The sequence below is a fragment of the Streptomyces sp. NPDC051180 genome (assembly GCF_040689545.1).
Classification (GTDB): domain Bacteria; phylum Actinomycetota; class Actinomycetes; order Streptomycetales; family Streptomycetaceae; genus Streptomyces.
The window spans coordinates 249,223-264,801 of sequence record NZ_JBFBBC010000003.1; the positions used below are offsets into that span (position 1 = coordinate 249,223).

Here is a 15,579-nt window from a genome sequence, read left to right on the forward strand (position 1 = left end):
GGGACCGACTCAGATGTCGAGGAAGCGAACGTCCTTGGCGTTGCGCTGGATGAACGAGCGCCGTGCCTCGACGTCCTCGCCCATCAGCACCGAGAACAGGTCGTCGGCCTGGGCCGCGTCGTCCAGGGTGACCTGGCCGAGCACGCGGTGCTCGACGTCCATGGTGGTCACGCGCAGCTCCTCGGCGTTCATCTCGCCGAGGCCCTTGAAGCGCTGGATCGAGTCTTCCTTGATCCGCTTGCCGTTCTGCTTGCCCAGCTCGACGAGCGCGTCGCGCTCCCGGTCCGAGTACGCGTACTCGAAGTCGTCCCGGCCCCACTTGATCTTGTAGAGCGGCGGGCGGGAGAGGTAGACGTGACCGGCCTCGACCAGCGGACGCATGAAGCGGAAGAGGAAGGTCAGCAGCAGGGTGTTGATGTGCTGGCCGTCGACGTCGGCGTCCGCCATCAGGATGATCTTGTGATAGCGGAGCTTCTCGATGTCGAAGTCCTCGTGCACACCGGTGCCGAAGGCGGAGATCAGCGCCTGGACCTCGGTGTTCTGCAGGATCTTGTCGATCCGGGCCTTCTCGACGTTCAGGATCTTGCCGCGGATCGGCAGGATGGCCTGGTACATCGGGTTGCGGCCGGACTTGGCCGAGCCGCCGGCGGAGTCGCCCTCGACGATGAAGATCTCGCACTTGGACGGGTCGTTCGACTGGCAGTCGGACAGCTTGCCCGGCAGCGAGGCCGACTCCAGCAGGCCCTTGCGACGGGTCAGGTCGCGCGCCTTGCGGGCGGCCACGCGCGCGGTGGCGGCCTGGATCGACTTGCGGATGATGTCCGCGGCCTCGAGGGGGTTGCGGTCGAGCCAGTCGTTGAGGTGCTCGTAGACCGCCTTCTGGACGAAGGTCTTGACCTCCGTGTTGCCCAGCTTGGTCTTCGTCTGGCCCTCGAACTGCGGCTCGCTCAGCTTGACCGAGATGATCGCCGTCAGACCCTCGCGGATGTCGTCGCCCGTGAGGTTGTCGTCCTTCTCGCGGAGCAGCTTCTTGTCGCGCGCGTACTTGTTGATCAGCGAGGTCAGCGCCGCACGGAAGCCCTCCTCGTGCGTGCCGCCCTCGTGGGTGTGGATGATGTTGGCGAAGGAGTACACGCCCTCGCTGTAGCCGCTGTTCCACTGCATCGCGACCTCGAGGGACAGGGACTTCTCCTTGTCCTCCGCCTCCAGGTCGATCACCGTGGGGTGGATCAGCTCGCCCTTGCGCGAGTTGAGGTACTTCACGAAGTCGACGATGCCGCCCTCGTAGTGGTACCTGACCGTGCGCGCGGCCGGCTCGGCGGTCGCCTCGGCGTCCGGGTCGTCGGCGCCGACGGTCGCCTTCGCCGACTCGCGCTCGTCGGTGAGCGTGATCGTGAGGCCCTTGTTGAGGAAGGCCATCTCCTGGAAGCGCCGCGAGAGCGTCTCGAAGGAGTACTCGGTCGTCTCGAAGATGTCCGGGTCGGCCCAGAAGGTCACCGACGTGCCGGTCTCGGCGGTCGCCTCGTGCTGGGCGAGCGGGGCCGTCGGGGCGCCCATCTTGTAGTCCTGCGTCCAGCGGTGGCCGTCCGTCTTGATCTCGACCGAGACCTTGGTGGACAGGGCGTTCACGACGGAGACGCCGACACCGTGCAGACCGCCGGAGACGGCGTAGCCGCCGCCGCCGAACTTGCCGCCCGCGTGCAGCACGGTCAGCACGACCTCGACGGCCGGCTTGCCCTCGGAGGCCACGATGCCGACCGGGATGCCACGGCCGTTGTCGACGACGCGCACGGCGCCGTCGGGAAGGATCGTCACGTCGATGGTGTCGGCGTGGCCGGCCAGGGCTTCGTCGACCGAGTTGTCGACGACCTCCTGCACCATGTGGTGCAGACCGCGCTCACCGGTCGAGCCGATGTACATGCCAGGGCGCTTGCGCACGGCATCCAGGCCCTCGAGTACCTGGATGTTGCTGGCGGTGTACTGGTTGTTCTCGTTGGGGTCGCCGGAATCGGCCACGAAGCGCCCTTTCTGGCACAGCACAAGCCGTTCTCCGGGCATACGGGAGCGGCTGCGTCGTTCGACATGTTCCGCAGGGTGGCGGGATTGTCTCCCAGTCTACCGGTAGCGCCGACACTCATGGGGGTTTGCCGGTACCTGAGTCCGCATGTGCCGCCCTGCGCGGCACCGAGACGACTCCCCATATCCAGACAGGGGCTCCAGAGGCCCCAGACGGCCACCTAGCGCTTCGGCCCGTGACCCGTTGTGGGCATGCGCCCCCCAGGGTGCCGAGGCACCCCGGAAGAAGGCGGGGGAGGGGGGACGCCGCGACCGCGCGCGGGGGCGGAAGGAACGGCCGCGCGACCGCGCGCGAAGGCGGGGCGGGGGCGGGGGGAGCGAACGGCCGCGCAGGCTTCCCCGCCGGCATCGGCGATGCGGGAGCCGCCCGCCGCACCGGGTCCCGCCGTGGGCATCGGCGCCGCCGGGACCCGCCCGCCGCACGCCCGACCGCGTCCTACCCGTACGTGTCGCCGGGTCCGACGCTTCCGGGGGCCCTGAGCGGCCCGTAGCCGCGCCGCGGGGCCCCTGGACCCAGAACCTTGATCATCCGGACCGTCCCGTGCCCCAGGTCCTCGTTGAGGCGGGCCACTAGCCGCGGCGCCAGCAGCCGCAGCTGCGTCGCCCAGGCCGTCGAGTCGCACTGGACGGTCAGCACGCGCGCGTCCGGCTCGTCGTCGAACTTCAGCGGCACGCAGTGCTTGGCCAGGTCCTCGCCGACGATCTGCGGCCAGCGGCCCATGACCCCGCCGACCGCCGCGGGCGTCTCCCAGCCGCGCTCGGTGATCAGCCGGTTGATCGCCGCGCCGAGCGCCATCGGGTCGCGCCCGTCGGCGCGCGCGCCGGAGCGCAGGCCGCCGCCGCGGCGGGCCTGCTTCTTCTGCTGGGCGGCCGCGCCCCGCGCCTTCGCCTGTTCCTTGGCCGCGCGCAGGGCGACGCGGGCGAGGTCGACCCCGGAGTGCTCGGGCACCTTGGGGGTCTCGGCCGCGCGGGCCGGCTCCGGGTTTCCGGCCCCCGGGGACCGCTGCTCGCTCATACCCGCTCCACCGACCCTCCGGCGACCGCGTACCGCGTGCCGGCGAGAACGCCCGGCACGTCGTCGTCGACCGCGGCCGTCACGAGCACCTGCTCGCCGCCCGCGACCAGCTCCGCGAGCCGCTCGCGCCGTCGGGCGTCCAGCTCGGCGAAGACGTCGTCGAGGACGAGGACCGGCTCGTTGCCCTCGGAGCGGAGCAGGTCGTACGAGGCCAGCCGGAGCGCCAGCGCGTACGACCAGGACTCGCCATGGCTCGCGTACCCCTTCGCGGGGAGGTCGCCGAGCTTGAGGAGCAGCTCGTCGCGGTGGGGTCCGACGAGCGTGACGCCCCGCTCGATCTCCTGCTTGCGGACCTCGGCGAGGGCGGCGAGCAGCTGCTCGTACAGCTCCTCGCGACTCTGCCCGGCGCCCGGTGCGGAGGGGCGGTACTCCAGCAGAATCGGTCCGCCGCCGGGCGCCAGCTGTTCGTACGCCTTGTCCGCGAGCGGCTGCAGGGTGTGGATGAGGTCCAGCCGCTGGGCGAGCAGCTCCGCGCCGGCCCGGGCGAGGTGCTGGTCCCAGACGTCGAGGGTGGACAGGTCCATGCCGCGGCCGCCGTGCCGGCGGGCCATCGCCGCCGACTTGAGGAGCGTGTTGCGCTGCTTGAGGACCCGCTCGTAGTCGGAGCGGACGCCCGCCATGCGCGGCGTGCGCGCCGTGATCAGCTCGTCGAGGAAGCGCCGGCGCTCACCGGGGTCGCCCTTCACCAGGGCGAGGTCCTCCGGGGCGAACAGCACGGTCCGGACGATCCCCAGCACGTCACGCGGCCTGACCTGTGAGGACCTGTTGATACGGGCGCGGTTGGCCCGGCCCGGGTTGAGTTCGAGCTCGATCAGCTGGGAGCGCTCGCCCTGGGTGACGGCGGCGCGGATGACCGCGCGTTCCGCTCCCATCCGGACGAGCGGGGCGTCGGAAGCGACGCGGTGGCTGCCCAGGGTCGCCAGATAGCCGACGGCCTCGACCAGATTGGTCTTGCCCTGGCCGTTGGCGCCCACGAAAGCCGTGACGCCCGGGTCGAGCGGGACCTCGACCCGGGCGTAGGAGCGGAAGTCGGCCAGCGAGAGATGCGTGACGTGCATGGTTGGGCGCCGACCTTCTTCCCCCGGCGGCTGTGCACCGCGGGGTGCACAGCCTGTGGATTACTTCTTCGTCTCGACCGCGTGGCCGCCGAACTGGTTGCGCAGCGCGGCGATCATCTTCATCTGCGGGGAGTCGTCCTGGCGGGAGGCGAACCGCGCGAACAGCGAGGCGGTGATCGCCGGCAGCGGGACGGCGTTGTCGATGGCGGCCTCGACCGTCCACCGGCCCTCGCCGGAGTCCGACGCGTAGCCGCGCAGCTGGTCCAGGTGCTCGTCCTCGTCCAGCGCGTTCACGGCGAGGTCCAGCAGCCAGGAACGGATGACCGTGCCCTCCTGCCAGGAGCGGAAGACCTCGCGCACGTCGGTGACGGAGTCGACCTTCTCCAGGAGCTCCCAGCCCTCGGCGTAAGCCTGCATCATCGCGTACTCGATGCCGTTGTGGACCATCTTCGCGAAGTGGCCGGCGCCGACCTTGCCCGCGTGGACCGAGCCGAACTCGCCCTCGGGCTTGAGGGCGTCGAAGATCGGCTGGACCCTCGCCACGTCCTCGACGGAGCCGCCGTACATCAGCGCGTAGCCGTTCTCCAGGCCCCAGACGCCGCCGGAGACGCCGCAGTCGACGAACCCGATGCCCTTGGCGGCGAGCTCCTCGGCGTGCTTCTCGTCGTCCGTCCAGCGCGAGTTGCCGCCGTCCACGACGATGTCGCCGGGGGAGAGCAGGTCGGCCAGCTCGTCGATCGTGGACTGGGTCGCGGCGCCCGCCGGGACCATGACCCACACGACGCGCGGACCCTTGAGCTTGCCCACAAGCTCTTCGAGGCTGTGGACATCGGCGAGGTCCGGATTGCGGTCGTATCCGATGACGGTGTGGCCTGCGCGGCGGATGCGCTCGCGCATGTTGCCGCCCATCTTGCCGAGACCGACGAGACCGAGCTCCATCAGAGATTCCTTAAGCGTCGTGTGCGGTTTACCCGGGTCCGAGCCTACGCCCGGACCCGGGTGCACACCTGTGGGGTCAGCCGCTCAGGCGATGCCCCGAAGAACCGGGATCAACCGGACAGTCGCACCGGCATGATCAGGTACTTGTACGCCTCGTCCGCCTCGGCGTCCAGAGCGGGCTTGCCGCTCAGGAGGGCCGGCTTCGTGGAGGTCGTGAAGGAGAGCTGGGCGACCGGGGAGTCGATGGCGCTCAGGCCGTCGAGCAGGAAGGTCGGGTTGAAGGCGATCGAGATGTCGTCGCCCTCCAGCTGCGCGTCCACACGCTCCACAGCCTGTGCGTCGTCGCTGGAGCCGGCCTCCAGGATGAGCACGCCCTGCTCGAAGCTCAGCCGGACCGGGGTGTTGCGCTCGGCCACCAGGGCCACACGCTTGACGGCCTCGACGAAGGGGGCGGTCTCGATCACCGCGACGGAGTTGAACTCGGTCGGGAAGAGCGTCCGGTACTTCGGCAGGTCGCCCTCGAGCAGCCGGGTCGTGGTGCGGCGGCCCGCGCCCTCGAAGCCGATGAGGCCCTCGCCCTGGCCGGAGCCGGACAGCGCCAGCGTGACCGTGTCGCCGCTGGTGAGCGCCTTGGCGGTGTCCAGGAGGGTCTTCGCGGGCACCAGGGCGACCGCGGAGGCGTCGGGGGACTCCGGCTTCCACAGGAACTCGCGGACCGCGAAGCGGTAGCGGTCGGTGGAGGCCAGGGTGACCGTGTCGCCCTCGATCTCGATCCGCACACCGGTGAGGACGGGCAGCGTGTCGTCACGGCCGGCGGCGATGGCCACCTGCGCGGCGGCGGAGGCGAAGACCTCACCGGGGACGGTGCCGGTCGCGGTGGGCATCTCCGGCAGCGCCGGGTACTCCTCCACAGGCAGGGTGTGGAGGGTGAAGCGGGAGGAGCCGCAGACGACGGTCGCCCGTACACCGTCTGTGGAGATCTCCACCGGACGGTTGGGGAGGGCGCGGCAGATGTCGGCGAGCAGGCGGCCGGAGACGAGGACGGTGCCGTCCTCCTCGACCTCCGCCTCGACGGAGACGCGGGCCGAGACCTCGTAGTCGAAGCTCGAGAAGCTCAGCGCGCCGTCCTCGGCCTTCAGCAGAAGGCCCGCGAGCACGGGCGCCGGCGGACGGGCCGGGAGGCTGCGGGCCACCCAGGCCACCGCCTCCGCGAGTACATCGCGCTCCACCCGGATCTTCACCGGAACCGCCTCCTGCTTGTTGCTGGCTCTTCGTCGACTGCGGGAACCAGTCTGACGTACGCCGCCGACACTCGGTGCTGCTCGGGGTCAAGTCGCGACAAGAGCGCGTCGGAGCTCCGGCGCCGAGTTGTGCACAGGTCCCACTTCGAAGCGGATTCCTAGCTAACTCTAAGTGGGAGTAGTAGTAGGGCCTGTGGAAACCGTGGATAACGTCGTTTCTGCAGGTCAGGCCCAGTTTTTTGTCCACCGACCCTGTGGGTGGACCCCGTGGAAAACCAGGGGTCTCTGTGGACATACGAAAGTTCTGCACACCCCATGCACAGGGCACAGGGAGTTCTCCCCAGCGCTGTCCCCAGCTTTCCCCACGTTCCCCACAGCCCAAACGTCTCCCTTGGTGTGACCGCTTTCACTCGGGCCGGTGAGCGGGGGTGTTTTGTTGCCGAACAGTGGACAGCGGTGTGGAGAAGCTGTGGGCAACCGGCCGCCCCCTGTGGGTTGCCAGTGGACAACGTTCAGGGCTCCCTGTGGACGAAGGATTCGTCCACAGGCTGTGGAGATCGTTTGCCAACAATTCCACAGGGTCCTGACCTGGGGTGATGATCTGTCAACAGGTCGGCCTGTGGACACGATCCGGATAACTCGACAGTCCCCACCCTGTGGACGGGAGATCATCCCCCAATCTGTGGAGAACCTGCCACCGGAACGGAGTAATCGAACAGCGGGCGCTCGTCCCCCGCTCGTTCCGGGCTCGTCGCCGGCTCGTCGACCGCTCGTTTCCGGCACTTTCCCGGCCCGTGGCAGCCCCGTCCGGCCCCTCGTCGGCCTCCGCAGGACGCCTCCTGGAGACGCCGGAGACCGGGCCCGGGGAAACGCCGAAGGGCGCCCCGGGAGGTGTCCCGGGGCGCCCTTCGGAGCCGTGCAGGCCGTCGCCGCTGCCCTGTGTCAGCCGTTCTTGATGCGGTTGGTGAGCTCGGTGACCTGGTTGTAGATGGAGCGGCGCTCCGCCATCAGGGCCCGGATCTTCCGGTCCGCGTGCATCACCGTCGTGTGGTCGCGGCCGCCGAACTGCGCGCCGATCTTCGGCAGCGAGAGGTCCGTGAGCTCGCGGCACAGGTACATGGCGATCTGCCGCGCCGTCACCAGGACCCGGCTGCGCGAGGATCCGCAGAGGTCCTCCACCGTCAGCCCGAAGTAGTCCGCCGTGGCCGCCATGATCGCGGGCGCGGTGATCTCCGGCGAGCTGTCCTCGCCGCCGGGGATCAGGTCCTTGAGGACGATCTCGGTGAGCCCCAGGTCCACCGGCTGGCGGTTGAGGCTCGCGAAGGCCGTCACCCGGATCAGCGCGCCCTCCAGCTCACGGATGTTCCGCGAGATCCGCGAGGCGATGAACTCCAGGACCTCCGGCGGGGCGTTGAGCTGCTCCTGCACCGCCTTCTTGCGGAGGATCGCGATGCGGGTCTCCAGCTCCGGGGGCTGGACGTCGGTGGTCAGACCCCACTCGAAGCGGTTGCGGAGCCGGTCCTCCAGCGTCACCAGTTGCTTGGGCGGCCGGTCGGAGGAGAGCACGATCTGCTTGTTCGCGTTGTGCAGGGTGTTGAAGGTGTGGAAGAACTCCTCCTGCGTCGACTCCTTGCTCGCCAGGAACTGGATGTCGTCGACGAGCAGGATGTCCACGTCGCGGTAGCGCTTGCGGAAGGCGTCGCCCTTGCCGTCGCGGATCGAGTTGATGAACTCGTTGGTGAACTCCTCGGAGCTCACGTACCGCACGCGCGTGCCGGGATAGAGGCTCCGCGCGTAGTGCCCGATCGCGTGCAGCAGGTGGGTCTTGCCGAGACCCGACTCCCCGTAGATGAAGAGCGGGTTGTACGCCTTGGCCGGCGCCTCGGCCACCGCGACCGCGGCCGCGTGCGCGAAGCGGTTCGAGGAACCGATGACGAAGGTGTCGAAGAGGTACTTGGGATTGAGCCGAGCGTGCTGCTCGCCCGGAGCACCGGCCGCGCCGCCCTGCCCGGACGACCCGCCGTGGCCTCCCGGGGGACCGGGGACCGGACCGCCGCCCGGCCGGGAGCCGGGACGGGAGCCGTGGCCCTGCGGGTCGGGCAGCTCGGCGCGCTCGGGCCGCTGCTGCTGCTCGTAGCCGCGGGCCGGCTCGTCGTAGCGGGGCTGCCGCGACTGGTCCGGGCCCGTGTAGGGGGCGCGCTCCTGGTAACCGCCGAGGCGCGGCTGCTGCCAGGAGAGGTCCTCCTGCGTGCGCGGCCAGGCGCCGGGGTCGGGGCGCTGCTGCCCGTAGTCGGGGTAGGCGGGGCGCGCGGTGGGCAGCCCGTCGTCGGGCATCGGCCGGTGGCCGTAGCCGTCGTACTTCTCGTACGGCTCGGGCCGGGCGCGCTCGTCGTAGCGGGGCTGCTGCGGCTGCTGTGCCGGGGGCGCCGGCGGAGTCGGCTCGCCCACGGAGTCGTCGACCGTGATCGCGATGCGGATCGGGCGGCCGCACTCACGGCTGAGGGTCTCGCTGATCAGCGGGGCGAGCCGGCCCTCCAGGACGCGCTTGCCCCACTCGTTCGGCACCGCGAGGAGCGCGGTGTCCGCGACCAGGGCGAGCGGCTGGCAGCGCTCGATCCACTGCTTGTCCTTGGACTCGATCCCCTGCTGGCCCTCGGCGAGAAGATGCTCGAGGACCCGTGGCCACACTGCGGCAAGATCGGCAGGTACGTCAGCCACAGGGCACGCTTTCTCGCAGGTCCCCACGATGGTGTGGTTGTCGGGGACGGTGGGTCGAAGTCCGTGAGGACGGGTCCGGGAGGACAGGAGAGGACAGAACGGAAAAGATTGTGGAGTCCAACCACGGTAGTCGCGCCGCCTGACGTGGTTCAAGTTGTTGTCCACAGCCTGTGCACAATGGAGGCCGGCGACAGGTCGGTTTGACCGGATGGCGTAGCCGCGCGTACCGTAACCAGGTCGAGTTGTCGATGGCTGCTGCCGCCTGCCTCCGATGGGCGAAGATCACGATCTGTGGTCGCGAAGCGGTGCACTCGAGCGAATACGAGCTACTCGTGGGCGCACGGTGACAGCCAGGCGATGTCCCGCCAACACCCGAATCATTTCTGGAGCCCCCGAGTGAGCAAGCGCACCTTCCAGCCGAACAACCGTCGTCGCGCGAAGACCCACGGCTTCCGCCTGCGCATGCGCACCCGTGCCGGCCGCGCCATCCTGGCGAACCGCCGTGGCAAGGGTCGCGCGAGCCTGTCCGCCTGATCCACTTAAACAGGTCATGACGTGCTGCCTACCGAGAATCGGCTGAGGCGGCGCGAGGACTTCGCAACCGCGGTACGCCGAGGTCGCCGGGCCGGTCGCCCGCTCCTCGTCGTCCACCTACGCAGCGGTGCAACGGACCCGCACGCGCCTGGGGAGAGCGCTCCCCCGTCGCGTGCGGGTTTCGTCGTGAGCAAGGCCGTGGGCGTTGCGGTCGTCCGCAACAAGGTGAAGCGTCGCCTGCGTCACCTCGTCCGCGACCGACTCGCCGAGCTTCCCCCCGGTAGCCTGGTGGTCGTACGGGCGTTGCCCGGAGCCGGCGACGCCGACCACGCACAGCTGGCCCGAGACCTGGACGCCGCTCTTCAGCGGCTGCTGGGAGGGGGCACGCGATGAAGTACCCGCTGCTGGCTCTCATCAAGCTGTACCAGTGGACGATCAGCCCGCTTCTCGGGCCCGTCTGCCGGTACTACCCGTCGTGTTCCCACTATGGATTCACGGCCATCGACCGGCATGGCGCGATCAAGGGCACGGCCCTGACCGCCTGGCGCATCCTCCGGTGCAATCCGTGGTCGCCCGGCGGTGTGGACCATGTCCCCCCGCGCAAGCGCCCTCGCTGGCACGAAATGCTGAGGAACGCGCTGCGTGGCGACAAGGGCGGGTCCACCGCCGAGACGAGCCCGGCCGCAGAGACTTCGCCCAATGCTCAAGGAGCCTGATTAGTGGACACGATTGCCAGTCTGTTCAGCTTCATCACCTGGCCCGTTTCCTGGGTCATCGTCCAGTTCCACAAGGTGTACGGGGCGATCTTCGGCCCTGACACGGGCTGGGCCTGGGGCCTGTCCATCGTGTCTCTCGTGGTGCTGATCCGCATCTGCCTGATCCCGCTTTTCGTCAAGCAGATCAAGTCGACGCGGAACATGCAGGCGCTCCAGCCGAAGATGAAGGCGATCCAGGAGCGGTACAAGAGCGACAAGCAGCGTCAGTCCGAAGAGATGATGAAGCTGTACAAGGAGACGGGCACCAACCCGCTCTCCTCGTGCCTTCCCATCCTGGCGCAGTCGCCGTTCTTCTTCGCGTTGTACCACGTGCTCTCCGCGATCGCCTCGGGCAAGGAGATCGGTGTCATCGACGGCCCGCTGCTCGCCAGCGCCCGTCAGGCCCACATCTTCGGTGCCCCGCTCGCGTCGAAGTTCACCGACTCGGCCGCCGAGGTCGCCGCTCTCGACGCCTCGCTGACCTCGGTCCGCATCGTCACCGCGGTCATGATCATCATGATGTCGGCCTCGCAGTTCTTCACCCAGCGCCAGCTGATGATGAAGAACGTCGACCTCTCGGTGAAGACCCCGTACATGCAGCAGCAGAAGATGCTCATGTACATCTTCCCGGTGATCTTCGCCGTCATGGGCATCAACTTCCCCGTCGGTGTCCTCGTCTACTGGCTGACCACCAACGTGTGGACCATGGGCCAGCAGATGTACGTGATCAACCAGAACCCGACCCCGGGCAGCAAGGCGCAGGACTCCTACCTCCAGCGGCTTCTGAAGGGCATCACGCAGCACGGTGAGGTCCGCGGCCGTCGGCGCAAGAACATCGTCAAGGTGATCGTCGCCAAGGGCAGCGACCGCAACGAGAACGAGCGCCGCTTCTTCACGGGTCTGGCCAAGGCCGGCTTCGCGGCTCAGGCCGACGGCACCGTGATCAAGAGCGACACGATCGAGGCCGAGGCCGAGGGCGGTGCCACGGCACGTCGCCAGCAGCCCAAGCGCCAGACCAAGGCGCAGCGTCAGGCATCCGCGCACAAGGACACCGAGGAAGTCTCCGAGCCCGCCGCCGAGCAGTCGGCCCCCTCGCTCGAGAAGAAGCCTCAGGGTCCGGCCGAGACCGGCGCGAAGGCCGAGGCCAAGGACGACGCTCAGGGCGACAAGCCCGCCCGTCCGAGCCGTGCCAACTCCGGAAACTCCCGTCAGGGCAAGTCCACCGGTCAGCGCAAGGGCCAGCAGCGGCCCAAGCACCCGTCGTCCAAGAAGTAAGCCTCCACGAAGCAAGAAGGAGTCCATCCGTGACGGAAGGCACCACCTCCGCCGCCGCCGAGGGTGGCGACACCCTGACCCGCCTGGAGCAGGAGGGTGAGATCGCGGCCGACTACCTCGAGGGTCTGCTCGACATCGCCGACCTCGACGGCGACATCGACATGGACGTCGAGGCGGACCGGGCCGCGGTCTCGATCATCAGCGACTCCAGCAGCCGTGAGCTGCAGAAGCTCGTGGGTCGCGACGGTGAGGTCCTGGAGGCTCTGCAGGAGCTGACCCGCCTGGCCGTGCACCGGGAGACGGGTGACCGCAGCCGACTGATGCTCGACATCGCCGGCTTCCGCGCCAAGAAGCGCTCCGAGCTCGCCGAGCTCGGCGCCAAGGCGGCGGACGAGGTGAAGTCCTCGGGTCAGCCGGTCAAGCTCGACCCGATGACGCCGTTCGAGCGCAAGGTCGTCCACGACGCGATCGCCGCCGCCGGTCTGCGCAGCGAGTCCGAGGGCGAGGAGCCGCAGCGCTTCGTCGTCGTGCTCCCGGCCTGAACCCTCACGTAGTCTCGGCCCCGTCTGTTCGCAGGCGGGGCCGATCTTTGTCAGCCTGATAGTCAGCCACCACAGTGCGCGCGCACGCGATGCGCACGGTACGGAAGGACGGTTCCCGTGACGGAGGCAGCGGAGCTCCCCGAGGCGCCGGAGCAGGCGCGGACAGTCTTCGGTGAGTACTTCCCGGAGGCCGTGCGGTACGCGGAGCTCCTCGCGGACGCGGGTGTGAAGCGCGGTCTGATCGGCCCGCGTGAGGTCCCGCGACTGTGGGAACGCCACCTGCTGAACTGTGCCGTCCTCTCGGAAGCCGTCCCCGAGGGCGTCACGGTCTGCGACGTGGGCTCGGGCGCCGGCCTTCCCGGCATCCCGCTGGCCCTGGTCCGGCGCGACCTGAAGATCACGCTCCTGGAGCCGCTCCTTCGCCGGACGAACTTCCTCCAGGAAGTCGTCGAGCTGCTCGGCCTCGATCATGTGACCGTGGTCCGGGGGCGTGCCGAGGAGATGCTCGGCAAGATCACGCCGGTGCACGTGGTGACCGCCCGCGCGGTGGCGCCGCTCGACCGGCTGGCCGGCTGGGGCGTTCCCCTGCTGCGCCCGTACGGCGAGATGCTGGCGCTCAAGGGCGACACCGCCGAGGAGGAGATCAACGGTGCTCGCGCCGCGCTCTCCCGGCTCGGTGTGGTGGAGACCTCGGTGCTGCAGGTCGGCGAGGGTATCGTCGATCCTCAGACCACGGTCGTCCGGGTGGAGGTCGGGGAGAGCCCGGGCGGTGTGCGCTTCGCGGCCAAGCGAGCCAAGGCCGCCCGGACGAGCAAGACCCGCCGGCGACGCTGAACGTCGCATACGTACCATTTCGGAGTGTCGAGCGGTCCCGGCCGTGCGGCAGGGGCATGGTGTTTCACGTGAAACGTCGCTCACTGCTGCAGGGGATCATCAGCCGCGGTCGCGCGGCTGCCGCGCCCCGGGACCGTAGACCCCGCGTGAAGCCACTCGCGAGGGTTACGGAGTTGTCCACAGAGGTGGATTCACCCACAGAACCACCGGCCTCGCTGGTTCACGACCCCGAAAGCATGGCAGGCTCTGCTCATCGCGAGCCTGAAGCCGAGGAGAGTGAATCCTTGCGGTCCGACGCCAACATCGCGGGACCGATGACCGACCCGGTCCCCGGTCCCCGAACCGAATCGGTGGGGGAGGATGTTTCACGTGAAACACCGCCCCCGATGGACGACACCCCCATTGGTCGTGCTGCCCAACTGGCAGTAGAGGCCCTGGGTCGTGCCGGTGAGGGGCTTCCCCGACCGGCTCAGACGCGCGTGATGGTGGTCGCCAATCAGAAGGGCGGCGTGGGCAAGACGACCACGACGGTCAACCTTGCCGCGTCTCTCGCCCTGCACGGGGCCCGGGTGCTGGTCATCGACCTGGACCCGCAGGGCAACGCCTCCACGGCGCTCGGCATCGACCACCACGCCGAGGTCCCCTCGATCTACGACGTCCTGGTCGACAGCAAGCCGCTCTCCGACGTGGTGCAGCCCGTTCTGGAGGTCGAGGGGCTCTTCTGCGCCCCGGCCACGATCGATCTCGCCGGTGCGGAGATCGAGCTCGTGTCGCTGGTGGCCCGTGAGAGTCGTCTTCAGCGAGCGATCCAGGCGTACGAGCAGCCGCTCGACTACATCCTGATCGACTGCCCGCCCTCCCTCGGGCTGCTCACGGTGAACGCCATGGTGGCGGGCGCCGAGGTGCTGATCCCGATCCAGTGCGAGTACTACGCGCTGGAGGGGCTGGGCCAGCTCCTGCGGAACGTCGACCTGGTGCGCGGGCACCTCAACCCCGAGCTCCATGTCTCGACGATCCTGCTCACCATGTACGACGGCCGGACGAGGCTCGCCTCCCAGGTCGCCGACGAGGTGCGCACCCACTTCAGCGAAGAGGTGCTGCGGACCAGCATTCCCCGCTCCGTCCGCATCTCCGAGGCTCCGAGCTACGGCCAGACGGTCCTCACCTACGATCCGGGCTCCAGCGGTGCCCTGTCGTACCTCGAAGCGGCCCGTGAGATCGCCCTGCGGGGGGCCGCCGTCTATTACGACCCCCAGCACGCCCATGTCGGGCACCAGAACAACCAGCGCAGCATGTCGGAGGGGATCCAGTGAGTGAGCGACGCAGGGGATTGGGGCGTGGGCTCGGTTCGCTGATCCCTACGGCTCCCCAGGAGCGGCAGGCACCGGTCGGTGTCGGGACAGGCGCGTCCTCTCCCGGTGCGCCCGTGCTGACGACGGAGCGCGGCGTGGCAGCCGCGAAGCTGGCGACCCTGCCGCAGAGCCCCCAGTCCCCCGACTCGGTGGTGTCGTGGAGCGAGCCCGAGGCGGCCACCGTTCCGGAGTCGCCCGCCGGCGCCCACTTCGCGGAGCTGCCGCTCGACGCGATCACGCCCAACCCGCGTCAGCCGCGTGAGGTCTTCGACGAGGATGCCCTCGCCGAGCTGGTCGCCTCCATCAAGGAGGTCGGCCTCCTCCAGCCCGTGGTCGTGCGCCAGGCGGGTGCCGAGCGCTACGAGCTCATCATGGGTGAGCGGCGCTGGCGCGCCTGCCGTGAGGCCGGCCTGGAGCGCATCCCGGCGATCGTCCGGCACACCGATGACGAGAAGCTGCTCCTGGACGCGCTCCTGGAGAACCTCCACCGGGCCCAGCTGAACCCGCTGGAAGAGGCCGCGGCCTACGACCAGCTCCTCAAGGACTTCAACTGCACCCATGACCAGCTGGCGGACCGGATCGGACGCTCGCGTCCGCAGGTCTCCAACACGCTCCGGCTGCTGCGGCTCTCCCCGCCGGTCCAGAGCCGGGTCGCCGCCGGGGTGATCTCCGCCGGTCACGCTCGCGCCCTGCTGGGTGTCGAGGACCCGGAGGCCCAGGACAAGCTGGCGTACCGGATCGTGGCCGAGGGGCTCTCGGTGCGGTCCGTCGAGGAGATCGTCACGCTGATGGGCTCCGAGCCCGGGGCACCGGTCAAGCCCAAGGGTCCCCGTGCGGGTGCCCGCGTGTCGCCCGCGCTGACGGACCTCGCCTCCCGGCTCTCGGACCGCTTCGAGACCCGGGTGAAGGTCGACCTGGGGCAGAAGAAGGGCAAGATCGTCGTCGAGTTCGCCTCGATGGACGACCTGGAACGGATCCTCTCGACCCTGGCTCCCGGCGAGGGACGGGTCATGGAGTCCAGGAGCGGCGAGCAGGACGAGCAGGGCTGAGGCCACACGCTCCACGACTCCGCAGAGGGCGGGCCGTGCTCCGGTCTTCACCGGAACGCGGTCCGCCCTTTGCCGGTGAGCGGTGTCGCCCTGATCGCCCGATGGATACGATTCCGAGAGGCGTGTCCGTG

At 69.3% G+C, this 15,579-nt stretch carries 14 protein-coding genes; 8 read left to right on the forward strand and 6 right to left on the reverse strand.

What is annotated here, in order from left to right; all coding sequences use genetic code 11:
• Positions 1-9 precede the first annotated feature (9 nt).
• The 6 genes from gyrB to dnaA all read right to left on the reverse strand — a co-directional run bounded on the left by gyrB (position 10) and on the right by dnaA (position 9,107).
• Positions 10-2,040: a DNA topoisomerase (ATP-hydrolyzing) subunit B gene (gene gyrB, locus AB0424_RS07880; RefSeq protein WP_366303006.1), complete on the reverse strand. Its 2,031-nt coding sequence runs from the start codon at positions 2,038-2,040 to the stop codon at positions 10-12.
• A gap of 472 nt (positions 2,041-2,512) precedes the next feature.
• A complete protein-coding gene (locus tag AB0424_RS07885; protein ID WP_366303008.1) occupies positions 2,513-3,091 on the reverse strand; it encodes a DciA family protein in 579 nt (192 codons plus the stop codon).
• Positions 3,088-4,209, reverse strand: a complete 1,122-nt coding sequence (recF, locus tag AB0424_RS07890; RefSeq protein ID WP_366303009.1) for a DNA replication/repair protein RecF — start codon at positions 4,207-4,209, stop codon at positions 3,088-3,090. The genes AB0424_RS07885 and recF overlap by 4 nt, the downstream gene beginning before the upstream one ends.
• Positions 4,210-4,269: 60 nt before the next feature.
• On the reverse strand, positions 4,270-5,148 hold the full coding sequence (gene gnd / locus AB0424_RS07895) for a phosphogluconate dehydrogenase (NAD(+)-dependent, decarboxylating) (RefSeq protein ID WP_366303011.1): 879 nt from the start codon (positions 5,146-5,148) through the stop codon (positions 4,270-4,272).
• 110 nt (positions 5,149-5,258) lie between these two features.
• Positions 5,259-6,389: a DNA polymerase III subunit beta gene (gene dnaN / locus AB0424_RS07900; protein WP_366303013.1), complete on the reverse strand. Its 1,131-nt coding sequence runs from the start codon at positions 6,387-6,389 to the stop codon at positions 5,259-5,261.
• A 942-nt stretch (positions 6,390-7,331) separates the two neighbouring features.
• A complete protein-coding gene (dnaA, locus tag AB0424_RS07905; RefSeq protein WP_366303015.1) occupies positions 7,332-9,107 on the reverse strand; it encodes a chromosomal replication initiator protein DnaA in 1,776 nt (591 codons plus the stop codon).
• A 396-nt stretch (positions 9,108-9,503) separates the two neighbouring features.
• Here dnaA and rpmH point away from each other — a divergent pair, with 396 nt between their 5' ends.
• The 8 genes from rpmH to AB0424_RS07945 all read left to right on the forward strand — a co-directional run bounded on the left by rpmH (position 9,504) and on the right by AB0424_RS07945 (position 15,448).
• On the forward strand, positions 9,504-9,641 hold the full coding sequence (gene rpmH / locus AB0424_RS07910) for a 50S ribosomal protein L34 (protein ID WP_006381191.1): 138 nt from the start codon (positions 9,504-9,506) through the stop codon (positions 9,639-9,641).
• A 21-nt stretch (positions 9,642-9,662) separates the two neighbouring features.
• Complete coding sequence (gene rnpA / locus AB0424_RS07915) at positions 9,663-10,034, forward strand: ribonuclease P protein component (protein WP_366303017.1); 372 nt, start codon at positions 9,663-9,665, stop codon at positions 10,032-10,034.
• Complete coding sequence (gene yidD / locus AB0424_RS07920) at positions 10,031-10,357, forward strand: membrane protein insertion efficiency factor YidD (RefSeq protein WP_015034858.1); 327 nt, start codon at positions 10,031-10,033, stop codon at positions 10,355-10,357. The genes rnpA and yidD overlap by 4 nt, the downstream gene beginning before the upstream one ends.
• Before the next feature lie 3 nt (positions 10,358-10,360).
• Complete coding sequence (gene yidC, locus AB0424_RS07925; protein WP_366303018.1) at positions 10,361-11,671, forward strand: membrane protein insertase YidC; 1,311 nt, start codon at positions 10,361-10,363, stop codon at positions 11,669-11,671.
• Positions 11,672-11,700: 29 nt separating this feature from the next.
• The gene (locus AB0424_RS07930) at positions 11,701-12,213 is read left to right on the forward strand and encodes a R3H domain-containing nucleic acid-binding protein (protein ID WP_366303020.1); all 513 of its coding nucleotides are present in this window, start codon (positions 11,701-11,703) and stop codon (positions 12,211-12,213) included.
• A gap of 117 nt (positions 12,214-12,330) precedes the next feature.
• Positions 12,331-13,047, forward strand: a complete 717-nt coding sequence (gene rsmG / locus AB0424_RS07935) for a 16S rRNA (guanine(527)-N(7))-methyltransferase RsmG (RefSeq protein ID WP_366303021.1) — start codon at positions 12,331-12,333, stop codon at positions 13,045-13,047.
• Between the two features lie 236 nt (positions 13,048-13,283).
• Positions 13,284-14,360, forward strand: a complete 1,077-nt coding sequence (locus tag AB0424_RS07940; protein ID WP_366303023.1) for a ParA family protein — start codon at positions 13,284-13,286, stop codon at positions 14,358-14,360.
• A complete protein-coding gene (locus tag AB0424_RS07945) occupies positions 14,357-15,448 on the forward strand; it encodes a ParB/RepB/Spo0J family partition protein (protein ID WP_366303024.1) in 1,092 nt (363 codons plus the stop codon). The genes AB0424_RS07940 and AB0424_RS07945 overlap by 4 nt, the downstream gene beginning before the upstream one ends.
• Positions 15,449-15,579: the final 131 nt, after the last annotated feature.

Excerpts from the sequence above, each read along its gene's own strand:
- AB0424_RS07885 (WP_366303008.1), bottom strand. The coding sequence starts at position 3,091 with ATGAGCGAGCAGCGGTCCCCGGGGGCCGGAAACCCGGAGCCGGCCCGC.
- recF (WP_366303009.1), bottom strand. The coding sequence starts at position 4,209 with ATGCACGTCACGCATCTCTCGCTGGCCGACTTCCGCTCCTACGCCCGG.
- gnd (WP_366303011.1), bottom strand. The coding sequence starts at position 5,148 with ATGGAGCTCGGTCTCGTCGGTCTCGGCAAGATGGGCGGCAACATGCGC.
- yidD (WP_015034858.1), top strand. The coding sequence starts at position 10,031 with ATGAAGTACCCGCTGCTGGCTCTCATCAAGCTGTACCAGTGGACGATC.
- AB0424_RS07940 (WP_366303023.1), top strand. The coding sequence starts at position 13,284 with ATGGCAGGCTCTGCTCATCGCGAGCCTGAAGCCGAGGAGAGTGAATCC.